10 protein-coding genes and 1 other RNA gene are annotated in these 11,603 nt (G+C 40.9%); 4 read left to right on the forward strand and 7 right to left on the reverse strand.

The window, feature by feature from the left end; all coding sequences use genetic code 11:
* Position 1: 1 nt before the first annotated feature.
* Complete coding sequence (locus tag EZV76_RS07050) at positions 2-1,693, reverse strand: M23 family metallopeptidase (RefSeq protein ID WP_136565891.1); 1,692 nt, start codon at positions 1,691-1,693, stop codon at positions 2-4.
* Between the two features lie 168 nt (positions 1,694-1,861).
* On the opposite strand from EZV76_RS07050, the gene EZV76_RS07055 reads away from it, so the two are divergent.
* The 4 genes from EZV76_RS07055 (at position 1,862) to rny (ending at position 4,246) form a co-directional block, all read left to right on the forward strand.
* The gene (locus EZV76_RS07055; RefSeq protein ID WP_136565892.1) at positions 1,862-2,152 is read left to right on the forward strand and encodes a coiled-coil domain-containing protein; all 291 of its coding nucleotides are present in this window, start codon (positions 1,862-1,864) and stop codon (positions 2,150-2,152) included.
* Between the two features lie 14 nt (positions 2,153-2,166).
* Positions 2,167-2,460: a cell division protein ZapA gene (locus tag EZV76_RS07060; RefSeq protein ID WP_136565972.1), complete on the forward strand. Its 294-nt coding sequence runs from the start codon at positions 2,167-2,169 to the stop codon at positions 2,458-2,460.
* 53 nt (positions 2,461-2,513) lie between these two features.
* Positions 2,514-2,623, forward strand: a non-coding RNA gene (gene ssrS, locus EZV76_RS07065) — 6S RNA.
* A gap of 51 nt (positions 2,624-2,674) precedes the next feature.
* Complete coding sequence (gene rny, locus EZV76_RS07070) at positions 2,675-4,246, forward strand: ribonuclease Y (RefSeq protein ID WP_136565893.1); 1,572 nt, start codon at positions 2,675-2,677, stop codon at positions 4,244-4,246.
* 12 nt (positions 4,247-4,258) lie between these two features.
* On the opposite strand, the gene EZV76_RS07075 is transcribed toward rny, so the two are convergent.
* The 6 genes from EZV76_RS07075 to EZV76_RS07100 all read right to left on the reverse strand — a co-directional run bounded on the left by EZV76_RS07075 (position 4,259) and on the right by EZV76_RS07100 (position 11,527).
* Positions 4,259-5,083, reverse strand: a complete 825-nt coding sequence (locus tag EZV76_RS07075) for a class I SAM-dependent methyltransferase (protein ID WP_236640874.1) — start codon at positions 5,081-5,083, stop codon at positions 4,259-4,261.
* A gap of 140 nt (positions 5,084-5,223) precedes the next feature.
* The gene (locus tag EZV76_RS07080; RefSeq protein WP_136565973.1) at positions 5,224-7,281 is read right to left on the reverse strand and encodes a DUF349 domain-containing protein; all 2,058 of its coding nucleotides are present in this window, start codon (positions 7,279-7,281) and stop codon (positions 5,224-5,226) included.
* A gap of 141 nt (positions 7,282-7,422) precedes the next feature.
* The gene (locus tag EZV76_RS07085; RefSeq protein WP_136565895.1) at positions 7,423-8,175 is read right to left on the reverse strand and encodes a shikimate dehydrogenase family protein; all 753 of its coding nucleotides are present in this window, start codon (positions 8,173-8,175) and stop codon (positions 7,423-7,425) included.
* Positions 8,129-9,166: a DUF368 domain-containing protein gene (locus EZV76_RS07090; RefSeq protein ID WP_136565896.1), complete on the reverse strand. Its 1,038-nt coding sequence runs from the start codon at positions 9,164-9,166 to the stop codon at positions 8,129-8,131. The genes EZV76_RS07085 and EZV76_RS07090 overlap by 47 nt, the downstream gene beginning before the upstream one ends.
* An 18-nt stretch (positions 9,167-9,184) precedes the next feature.
* Positions 9,185-10,102: a polyprenyl-phosphate transporter gene (locus EZV76_RS07095; RefSeq protein ID WP_136565897.1), complete on the reverse strand. Its 918-nt coding sequence runs from the start codon at positions 10,100-10,102 to the stop codon at positions 9,185-9,187.
* 24 nt (positions 10,103-10,126) lie between these two features.
* A complete protein-coding gene (locus tag EZV76_RS07100) occupies positions 10,127-11,527 on the reverse strand; it encodes a tetratricopeptide repeat protein (protein ID WP_136565898.1) in 1,401 nt (466 codons plus the stop codon).
* Positions 11,528-11,603 lie beyond the last annotated feature (76 nt).

An 11,603-nucleotide genomic window follows, 5' to 3' on the forward strand; every position in this document is an offset into this window, starting at 1 on the left:
GCTATTTTCTGAAAAAAGTACCCGTAAAGGTACTGGAGTTTCCTACATTATCCGTAACGGTTACTTTTAGCTCACATTGTGTGTCATTCAAGATGTTATCATCAAAATTATAGGTAATGGTATTGGTCTTTGGCTCGTATTCCATCAAAATCCATTTCCCATTTAGTGTGGCGGAATAGGTATCAATACCGCTTAAGTCATCCGAAATGGTCAAACTTAAATAGCTATAATTGCTCAGCCACTGGTTCTCTTTAAAGTTTTTTGGCGATATGGTTGGGGCAACGGTATCTTTGGCCAAGGTATACATGCCCATAGCGCGTGTTCGGGTGGTAAACGAGCCGTCCCGTTTGTAAGTTTTGGAATAGGATGGTCTCTTTTGGTCATCCAAACGGGCAATGAACAATTGCTTTCGTTCTTCGGGAGTATATTGGGACGGGTCAAAACTAATGGTGAAGTTTCTGTGGGCAGCCACACTATTGTCATGTATCATCACCGTATCCTTCCCCTTTTTTAAATCGATGTAGAAATCCTCATAAAACGTATTGGCGGGAAAATATACTTTGGCAGCACCTAAATCAAAATTATTGGGCTTGTTTGCAATGATGAAGTCACTGGTAACTTCATTTTTCAAATTGTTCTTGGGAGATTCCTTTTTTCCTTCAACGGGAATAATGACCTTCGTCTCATTTCCTTCAATATCGGAAATCAATAATTCCACATTATAGGACATACCTTCCTCAATATCAATTTTTCCATTGTTGTAAAGGGTTTTGTATATGCTCAGATGATTATACGGTTCCTTAAAACATTTTTGGATGCGTTGTCGGTACTTGCCAAAATGGGCATAATCTATCAAGGTGTTTATATACCGGGTTTCTCCAAAGGAGAAGGTTTCAAAATCGTATTCCAGGTACACTTTTCCGTTAACGGTTTGTTTAACCGAGTAGACTCCATTCTGGTTGGCGGCCATATCTTGGCGGTCAAAACTGTTGATGCCAAAACCTATGGTACCATTGGCTGTAACTTTGTCTGCCTTAAAGCTTCCATCTGCTTGTTTGGTAAAATTGACTTGTATTTTTTCTGAACTTCGGTTAACCAAGGCATCGTTGGATAGGGGATAGGCAAAAAGACCTACTAGAGAGGGGTTTGTGGCATCCCTTACGTCGTACCCATAGAGCAGGGGATTGGTAGGTTTTTCGGAAACGCTGCTGCGGATTTCAAAATGAAGGTGTGGGCCGGAAGAACCACCAGTATTTCCGGAGTAGGCTATGATATTGCCTTTGGAGACCTTTAGTTCTCCATAATCTGGAAAAATCTCAACTTCATAGGATTGTTTGGCGTACTGTACTTTTTTTACGTACTCCTCAATCTCGGGACCAAATTTTTTAAGGTGACCGTAGACCGAAGTGTGCCCGCTGGGATGTGCCACATAGAGCGCCTTGCCATAGCCCCAGTGGGAAACTTTAATGCGGGTAACGGTGCCATCCGCCACGGCCAAAATGGGCAACCCTTCCCGTTGCTGCGTCTTAATATCTATTCCCGAATGAAAGTGGTTGGACCGTAATTCCCCAAATGTACCAGCAAGTACAATGGGAATTTCCATGGGGGATTGAAATGTATCGGTAGGGTAATTTTCTTGTGCTTTAAGCACTAAGGAAAACAAAAGGAAGACACCAAAAAAGTTAAAACGCATGCTATATTTTATAATTAGATACGAAAATAACCAATGTTTTGATTTGTAAAAAGTCCATAAGAATGCCAAAAAAGGTTTAAATGAACACTTTAAGAATAAATCCAAAAAGTATTGCGAAGTTAGCCAAGGTTGGTTAACTTTGTGTGGTACGCATTGATGTTTGCATATATGGGCGAACTTGTTGAGATTGTTGATTCTTTGGAAAACAAAGTGAGCAAACTGTTGCACAAAATGGAGTTGTTGCATCAGGCCAATGCCAAGTTGAAAGAAGAATTGGACCTTGTTAAAGAGGAGAACAAACTTAAGCAAGACGCCGTTTTGGAATGGGAAGAAAAGTATAATTCCTTAAAAATGGCAAACACAATGCTGGGTAGTAATACTAGCAAAACAGAAGCTAAGCTCAAAATAAATACATTAATTCGCGAACTTGATGTTTGCATAGCCAAGTTGGCGGATTAGTTTGTTCCAATATGATGGAAGAGAAGCTCAAAATAAAGCTTTCCATTGCTGATAGGGTATATCCTCTAACAATAGACCCTAAACAGGAGGAAGGATTGCGAAAAGCGGCCAAGAATATTGAAAATTTGGTCAAAAAGTTCGAGCAGAACTATGCTGTCAGGGACAAACAGGACGTTTTGGCCATGTGTGCCCTGCAGTTCGCCTCAAAAATAGAGCAAGGCGGAATAGATCAGTCAGAAGGAACCAAAGCTGCCATGGAACGGCTAAGGGCCCTGAATGATTTGGTGTATTCCAAACTAGGGGAATAAGTTCTTTAAAATAAATATTGTTACTGCCCACATTGGTAATATTTTTTTGACAAACTCAACACTATTATAATTAAAAAGGGTGAGTTTAGGTTGTAAAAGCAGGCCCTACCTGTATAGGGATCCTTGAGCAGCATGGTAGCCCTAAACCTGTAATTTGGAGTTTGTACAAAACTTCCTCCAGTGTGGGCTTTTTTTATAACCAAACATAATCAACATGGATAACATCATAGTAATCGTTATAGCGGCTGTTGTGGGCTTGGCAATAGGATTTGCCATCGCCAAGATGATGGAGAAGGGCAAGGCGACCAAAATTATCTCCAATGCCAAAAGGGATGCATCAAATATCATAAAAGAGGCCAAGAAGGAAGGTGAGGACATCAAAAAGGATAAAATTTTCCAAGCCAAGGAAAAGTTTTTGGAGTTAAAGGCAGAGCATGAAAAAGTAATCATCAATAAGGATAAGAAGATTGGTGAAGCGGAAAAGAGAACCCGGGACAAAGAATCCCAAGTCAGCAGTGAACTTGCCAAGAACAAGAAATTAAATCAGCAACTGGAGCAACAGCTCAAGGAGGTTGATCATAAAAGTGAAATCCTCGACAAGAAACAATCCGAAGTTGAAAAACTGCACAAAAGCCAAGTACAACAGTTGGAGGTAATCTCGGGCCTATCGGCCGAAGACGCAAAGAGCCAATTGCTAGAATCCTTGAAAGAAACCGCAAAGTCTGATGCCATGGCTTATCTTCAGAGTACTTTGGAGGAAGCAAAGCTTACAGCACAGCAAGAGGCAAAAAAGATTGTCATCAATACCATCCAACGCATTGGAACGGAGGAAGCCGTGGAGAACTGCGTATCTGTTTTCAATTTGGAATCTGATGATGTAAAAGGGCGTATCATTGGACGGGAAGGTCGGAATATCCGTGCTTTGGAAGCAGCCACAGGTGTAGAGATCATTGTGGATGACACTCCTGAAGCAATTATACTGTCTTGTTTTGATTCCGTTCGGAGGGAGGTTGCCCGTTTGTCTTTGCACCGTTTGGTGACCGATGGACGAATCCACCCAGCACGTATTGAAGAGGTCGTTAAAAAGACGGAAAAGCAAATCAACGAAGAGATTGCCGAGATTGGAAAACGCACCGTAATCGATTTGGGGATTCACGGTCTTCACCCAGAATTGATCAAGGCCGTTGGACGAATGAAGTACCGTTCTTCTTACGGACAAAATCTGTTGCAACACTCAAGGGAAGTGGCCAAGCTTTGTGGGGTAATGGCCGCTGAATTGGGAATTAATCCCAAATTAGCCAAACGTGCAGGACTTTTACATGATATTGGAAAAGTACCCATGGCCGAAGTGGAAGTGGAAACACCGCACGCTATATTGGGAATGCAGTGGGCGCAAAAATATGGTGAGAAAAAAGAGGTTTGTAATGCCATTGGTGCCCACCATGATGAAATAGAAATGACCACCCTTATTTCTCCCATTGTACAGGTTTGCGATGCCATTAGTGGCGCACGTCCGGGAGCCCGTAGACAGGTTTTGGATTCATACATTCAACGGTTGAAGGACTTGGAAGACATCGCTTTTGGATTCAATGGTGTGCAAAAAGCCTATGCTATTCAAGCGGGTAGAGAGCTTCGTGTGATTGTGGAGAGTGAAAAGGTAAGCGATGATAAAGCGGCCGAACTTTCATTTGAAATTTCCCAGAAAATACAAACAGATATGACCTATCCCGGCCAGGTGAAGGTCACTGTGATTCGTGAGACCCGTTCAGTAAATGTGGCAAAGTAAGTTAGGCGGTTTTTATTTTTGATAAACACCACTTTCCAAGCACAATACCCCTTTTTGAAAGTGTACCAAAAGATTGGTGAGTTTGGGTTTTGTGGATTCTCCCATCAAAACGTTCAATCCTAATTTAGGAGGTCCAAACTTAGCAATACGAGCTAAAAGCGAAGTGAAGAAAGCTACTCCAGCTTGGGTTTGGTCTTTTTTTGATTTCAAAGTAAAACCTAGTTCTGCCATGATTTTTGCCATTTCTTCACCTTTGAAGAGAAAACTTAATCCTTCATGGGCCGCCCATGGCATGGGGTAGGTGACGCCATCATCACTTTTTCTAAAAATGTCATAGTATAAAAAATACCCTCCAGGGCGTAATACCCTGTAAGCCTCGCTGTAGAACTTCTGTTTGTCCGGAATGTTCATTTGTACATGCTGGGTCCAGACTACATCAAACGAACTGTCTTCAAAAGGAAGTTCGGTGGCACTTCCTTGAACAAACTGGGTTTTGTCATCAAGTCCTACCAGTTTGGAAAGGGCATTGGCAGTATTCACAAATTCGGTGCTCAGGTCTATTCCAGTAGCATGGCAGTCATATTCATCGGCCAACATTCGGCAAGGGCCTCCAAGACCACTGCCCATATCCAAAACTTTAAGATCTTTTAGGGCAATGGTTGATGCCAATTCTCTTGAAACTTCCGCTCCCCTCACATGAAATTCATCCACGCCGGCAATGTCACTTCGTTTTACATGACCTAGATTTACATGCTGATCTTTGAGGCGATTTAAAATCTCATGGTATAGGTTTTCCTTTAAGTAATGGGTTTCAATTTGTTGATTCAATGCATCCATGATATCGTGTTAAGGTTTACGGATATTTAAACACAGGATTGGTAGGGGAAAGTAACAAATACTTACCTGCTCGATTGTAAAAAAGCTCCTAAACCAAAAGGATTTGCATTAAGGATCAACATTAAGAAAATCTCACCTCTTTATTCTTCCTCATATGAATCTTCTTCCTCTATCTCCCGGTTGATTTTGTTCTCAAGAATGTTCAGTTTTTTGAGTTTTTCCTTCCAGGTTTGTAGCGCTTCTTTCTGCTTTTCTATGTTGTTTATGACCTCTTGTACCAAAGGATTGTCTTCAGAATCATTGGAGAAAAATTGAAGATTGTTCTCCAATTGCCTGATTTCCGACTTGCTCTCATCAATTTTTCTTCTGATAAAGACCCTTTCGTTTCCTATGGCGCGGTTATCCTCCGTTTTGGCAAGTTCCTGTACTTTATTTCCATATTTCAGGAGTTCGGACTCTTGTTTGCTAATTCCCAATTTATTAAAAAGGGCATCCATGATTTTATTGAACTTACCATTGATGTGCTTTTTGTTATAGGGGATATGACCATAGCTTTTCCATTCGGCCAAAAACTTTTTAAGGGTTTCCAAATCCTTATCAGTATTCCCACTCAACTTAAAGGCACGAAGGCGTTCCAGACAGGCTGTCTTCTTTTCCAAGTTTTGGTATTCCTCTTTGTGGGCATCATTTTTTTCAGCATGCAGCCGGTTAAAATAATGATTGCAGGCATTCTTGAACTCGTTCCAGATTTTATCGGAATATTTTCTGGGAACATGGCCAATTTTTTTCCACTCACTTTGAATCCGTTTCATTTCTGGAGTGGATGTATTCCAGTCATCACTATCTTTTAAAGATAGAGCGAGCTCCAGAAGAGCTCTTTTCTTCTCCAAGTTCTTGTGCTGTTCCTTTTTCTGGTTTTTGTAAAAGGCATTTTTGTTCCTGTTGAATTTCCGGACAGCTTCCTTAAAGGCGCTCCAAGTTTCTTCGTTGACTTTTTGAGGAACCTTACCTGCCTTGAAAAAAGAATCCCTAAGAGCTTCAACTTGTTTGATTTGTTGTTGAAGGGCTCTATGGTTATCGGTCACATTTTCCGCTATATTGGCGATTTCAGCAATGATATCTTGCTTTTTTTCAAGGTTTTTTTCGTAAACTTTTTCAAGTTCTTGAAAATGCTCTTGCCTACGCTGGTGCATGGCCTTGGTAGCATTGCTGAAACGGTCCCAAACCTCTTCACGCTGTTCCTTGGCAACTGGGCCAATGTCTTCTTTCCAAATTTTGTGCAAGGTTTGCAACTCCCGAAAAGCTTTGCCCAAATCTGGTTCATTGACCAATGCCTCAGCGCGCTCTACGAGTTTTAGCTTTTCTTCCAGATTGTGCTTAAAGTCAAGATCGCGCAACTCACGATTTAGGTGAAGAAAATCATAAAAGATTTCCATGTGGTGGTGGTAGGTGCGCCAAACATCGTTATAACTGGCCCTAGGTACTGGCCCTGCATTCTTCCAATTTTCTTGGAGTTCCTTAAAATTTTTATAAGTGGTGTTGATGTCTTCCTCTACATCAATAAGCCCTTTAAGCTGCTCAATGATTTCCAATCGCTTTTGGAGGTTGCTCTTCAGTGTTTGCTCCAATTGCTTGTAATAGTGGTCACGTTTTTCACGATAATCGGAATAGACCTCGTTGAACTGCCTTTTGGCAACTGAGTTGTACTTAAAATCTACCTCGTTGCCACCTTTGGAAACGAATTCTTCCTTTTTGTGCTCTAAAAATTCTTGGAACTTTTGGTCAAACTCATATTTAATGGAACTTACGTGTTTGCCAATGGCCTGTATCTTTTCATTTCTAATAAGGCGCTGGAGCTCACCCACAAGGTTTTCCATGGGCATGGAATGATAGTCCAGCATAGGGATAAAGTGCCTTTTTTCATTGTCCGTGTCTTCAGCATCTTCAGCATTGTCAGCATCTATTTCATCAATAGCCTCATTGGAATCTTGGATATCTGCTTTTTTCTCTTCCTCACCCTTCTCAGGATTTGGGGAAGCAGTTTCTTCGGATTTAGTGTTCTCTATAGTTTCAGAAACAGTATCATCGGATGACTTTGGGTCAGAAGTGGGGCTTTCCTCCAAGGTTTTCTTAGTATTGTCCGATATGTGCTCTGTGCCACCTTCAGCTTGCTGAAGTTTATGATCATTTTCCTGCATTAGTAGTCTCCTTTCCTTTGGATTGATGATAATTGTAGCCAATTTAGCAACTTAATTGTCTAATAGCAAAAGTATTGATTCTTCTTTTGTGGAAGTTTTTTGTTGTGCGGATTGGCCATAATGGCGCACTGTTGACCTTTTTTAAGGCGTATTCCAGATTTTCCAAGCTTTTTCAGCTTGGTATTGAAGCATTGATAAACCGTTGCAGATGGCAGCCCCATTAGCCTCTCCCATAGCCAAAAAGGTAGTTTTTTCAGGGTTGTAGATCAAATCGTATAGTAAATGGCCGCTTCCAACGAATTGATAGGACAGATCTGGTTTTTCCGAAACATTGGGATGAGTGCCCAAAGGAGTACAGTTTATAATAACGGTATGCGTCTCAATAATATCCTTGTTCAATTCATCATAGGTGAACTGCCCGATTTTCTTGGTTCTGGAGACGAACGTATTGGCAATGCCCAACTCGTTCAATACAAAGTTAATGGCTTTGGAAGCTCCTCCCGTACCTAAAACAAGTGCCCTGGTATGATGGGGTTTCAAGAAGGGTTTTAGTGATGTTTTAAAGCCATAAGCATCGGTATTGAATCCTTTTAGGCCTTGTTTGGTAAACTTAATGGTGTTCACGGCGCCAATTTCCCTTGCTTGTCCATCCATGTCATCCAGATAAGGAATAACAGCTTCTTTGTATGGAATGGTAACGTTAAGGCCCTTTAGTCTGTTTTGGGATAGAATTTCACTGAATTCTGTTATTTCTTGGAGGTCGAAGTTCTCATAACTATGGTCCACTAATCCCAAGTCCTTGAATTTTTGGGTGAAATACCCTTGGGAGAAGGAGTATGAAATGTTTTTACCGAGTAGTCCGTACCTGTTTTTTTTCTTTCCTGTTTTTTCCATACCAATCCAAGAGTAATAATATCAAAATTCCCAAAATAACAAAGAGTATGGCCCACCAAGTCTCGGTATGACCCAAATTGGGAAGATAGCGTTCGTAATTGAGGATAACCTTATCGCCATTGGAGTCCAATACAGGATTTCCTAAGTGGTCCATTTTGTACATGGTGCGTTTCCATGGCCATAAAACCCCCAAAGACCCGGTGATAAATCCTAAAATGGCAGCGGTTGTGGAAGCCTTGTAATGTTTGAGTACATAGCTCAACAAATGCGAAAAGGTGACCAAGCCAGTTGCGGAACCTAAAGTAAATATGGCCAGAATTTTTAAGGTTTCCATGCGTTCCGCATTGTCCAGAAAACCAAAATCACCCGAAAAAATATCGGAAAAAGTATCGTACAGGGCATTTACAGAATCGACCAGTAAGAGCACATAGTTTCCAAGGAGAATCAATATAAACGAGCCAGAAAGACCTGGAAGAGTCATTCCGGACACGCTTATTATTCCACAGAAAAAGATGAAAAATAGATTGTCGTTTTCCGTGGCAGGGCTAAGGAAACTGATGGATATTCCAACAATTAAGCCTAAAACGCCTACTAGAATTGTCCTTTGGTTCCATGAATCATAATCTTTGCCGATGTAGTAAATGGACCCTAAAATCATTCCAAAAAAAGTGGCCCAGACGAGTAATTCGTTATGGTCCAAGAAATAGTCCAATATTCTGGAAACACTAAAATAGCTCACCAGCATTCCAAAAATGAGCAGTATTAGAAACTGGGCATTGGTGTATTGGTAAAAACTTTTGAACCGTCCATTAAAAAATAGTTTAACGGCCTTGGAGTTGAGTTTCTGCAATGAATAGATAAACTCTTCATAAAAACCTCCTACAAAAGCCACAATGCCACCAGAAACTCCGGGCACTTTATTGGCTGCTCCCATACAGAGACCTTTGATGACCAAAAAGAAATTGTCCAGAAAAGATCTAGGTTGATGCATATGCCCAATAGGTTTTCTTTATTTTTTGGAAGCTAATCTTTCCAGGATAAAAATAAGCGAAAAACCAATTATAGCTAGGATTATGGCAGGGATTAACTGATTGTCCCCGTCAAATGAGGAAGGCCAGACATTGATATCGTCCACAACTATGGTTTTGTCACCAAAGGTTTTGGTCTCCAATACTTTCTTCCAAGGCCAAATTTTGTTCAATGAACCCAAAATGAATCCCGTTAAAAGGGCCAAGGTGAGATTTTTATGGTGATTAAACATCCATTTTAGCAAACGGGCAAAACTTAGCAGTCCAAAAATGGCTCCGAGCCCCACGACCAATATTATTTTAATGTCCCGTTCATGAACGGCGTCCAAAATAGTTTTGTAAGACCCAAGCAATACTAGGATAAACGCACCTGAAATTCCGGGGAGAATCATGGCGCAAACGGCCAGTGCACCCGACACAAAGAGGTAGGGCAGGCTGTCGATATTTTCGCTAGCAGGAAGTTCAGTGATGAAATAGGCCAAAGCAGCACCAAAAATTAATATCAATGCTGTTCCCAAAGTCCACTTACTAATTTCCTTCCCCACGAAAAAAATACTGGCCAAAACAAGACCGAAGAAAAATGACCAAAGCAAGATGGGTTCATTTTCAAGCAGCCAGCTAAGGAATTTTGCCAAAGAAAGCACACTGATAAAAATCCCAAGAAAAAGGGCCACCAAAAAATTTCCATTGACCTTGGTCCACGCTGCTTTAATGCCTTCCTTTCGCAAAATCCCTATGAGCGATAGATTTATATTGTTGATTGAGGATATAAGTTCCTCATAAATACCGGATATGAAAGCGATTGTACCTCCCGAAACACCTGGAACCACATCCGCAGCCCCCATGGCCATTCCTTTAAGGGTTATAAAAATATAGTCGGCTAATCTGCGTACTTGCATGGATTTGGGGTAATGTATTTTAGATTATGTGGAGGTCTTCTTTATTTTGGAGACAAAGGATTTAACCCATTTTATTTCACTGAACTCGGGAAATTCCTCATCGAACAGCTGTAATTTATCCATGTCCAATTGAATGGCCTGTGCCAATTTTTTCTTGGCTTCCGCCATTTCTCCATTTTTAAGGTAAAGGCCAGCCAACTTATAGGTAAGTTCGGGGTTTTCAGGATAGAATTCCAGTCCTTGGGTAACCACTTGGATGGAAGAATTTAAATCTCCCATTCTTTTGAGGGTCTCGGCCCAATTTTTCCAAGTGCTTAACTCATAGTTGCCTAAATCAACAGTTTGTTTGTAGGCAAAATCGGCCTCGTCATAATTTTCTAGGGCAAAATAGATTTTTGCTGACTTTTTCCAGTACAGGGGATTATCCCCATCAATATTGATGGCTTTGTTGATATAATACAGCGCTTTTTCATAATCTTTTAGGCTGTAATGAAAATCGGTAATGGCGAGCCATCCTTTGTCCAGGAGTGGGTCTTCGTGAACCGTATTGTAATAGTAGTATTTGGCCAAATCCGTATTACCCAACTTTTCGTGACACTTGCCCAATCTTAAAAAGGCATGACTGGTTGGGTCATCTATGGAGATTGTGGCTTCATAGTTTTCAATGGCCTCATTGTACCTACCTAGTTTTTCAAGTACTTTACCTTTTTCGAAATAGGCTCCAATAAAGGAATCATCTGAAATTACTGCAAAATCAAAAGCAGTCAAGGCCTCGGGATACATGTCCATGGCATAGTACATTTTTCCCAACTGATGCCATGCCACTTCGCAGTAGGGGTTACGCTCCAAATAATCGTTCAGATAGTGGATGGCTCCATCGAAATCCTCCAAGAATTCAAAGCAGTACACCACATTGTAAAGGGAGGAATAATCTCGGTCATCAAACTCAACGCATTTCATAAAGCTTCGCTTGGCCCGTTCATAATCGTCCATAAAAAGATATTCCATGCCCAAAAGAGAATGGATGTCAAAACTATCTTCAGTGAGGTGGAGTGCCTCCAAAAGCAGATTTACCGCTTCTTGGTGATTGTCTTGTTTGGATTGAATATTAGCGCGCTGAATGTAGATTTCCTCATTGTAGGCATCCAAATTTTGGATTTCGTCCAATAACTTTTCGGCCGCTTCATACTTGTCTTCAAAAGCCAGCACTTCTACCTGTAACAATTTCAATTCCAGTGAATTTGGATGCTGTTCCAAACCAATTTGGATAGCTTTTTTCCCCAAGGAAATTTTGCCGTTGTTAAGGTAATGGTGAATAATCTCTTCAAAGTCCTCTGCATCAAAAAAGTAGACATCATCTGTCCGAAGCATGGACTCGAATTTGCTAATGGATTTGTCAGAATGTTCGTTAGAATCTAACGCCATAGGAACTTGTTTGGTTTGACTATGGACTTAAAATTAACCGTTTGTATAGGTGCATTCGTCCATTTTTGGGGTATGT

Source organism: Flagellimonas alvinocaridis, from assembly GCF_004916895.1.
In the GTDB taxonomy this organism is placed as follows: domain Bacteria; phylum Bacteroidota; class Bacteroidia; order Flavobacteriales; family Flavobacteriaceae; genus Flagellimonas; species Flagellimonas alvinocaridis.

Excerpts from the sequence above, each read along its gene's own strand:
- EZV76_RS07090 (WP_136565896.1), bottom strand. The coding sequence starts at position 9,166 with ATGCATCAACCTAGATCTTTTCTGGACAATTTCTTTTTGGTCATCAAA.
- EZV76_RS07075 (WP_236640874.1), bottom strand. The coding sequence starts at position 5,083 with ATGGATGCATTGAATCAACAAATTGAAACCCATTACTTAAAGGAAAAC.
- EZV76_RS07085 (WP_136565895.1), bottom strand. The coding sequence starts at position 8,175 with ATGGAAAAAACAGGAAAGAAAAAAAACAGGTACGGACTACTCGGTAAA.
- EZV76_RS07050 (WP_136565891.1), bottom strand. The coding sequence starts at position 1,693 with ATGCGTTTTAACTTTTTTGGTGTCTTCCTTTTGTTTTCCTTAGTGCTT.
- EZV76_RS07060 (WP_136565972.1), top strand. The coding sequence starts at position 2,167 with ATGGAAGAGAAGCTCAAAATAAAGCTTTCCATTGCTGATAGGGTATAT.
- EZV76_RS07080 (WP_136565973.1), bottom strand. The coding sequence starts at position 7,281 with ATGCAGGAAAATGATCATAAACTTCAGCAAGCTGAAGGTGGCACAGAG.
- rny (WP_136565893.1), top strand. The coding sequence starts at position 2,675 with ATGGATAACATCATAGTAATCGTTATAGCGGCTGTTGTGGGCTTGGCA.
- EZV76_RS07100 (WP_136565898.1), bottom strand. The coding sequence starts at position 11,527 with ATGGCGTTAGATTCTAACGAACATTCTGACAAATCCATTAGCAAATTC.
- EZV76_RS07095 (WP_136565897.1), bottom strand. The coding sequence starts at position 10,102 with ATGCAAGTACGCAGATTAGCCGACTATATTTTTATAACCCTTAAAGGA.
- EZV76_RS07055 (WP_136565892.1), top strand. The coding sequence starts at position 1,862 with ATGGGCGAACTTGTTGAGATTGTTGATTCTTTGGAAAACAAAGTGAGC.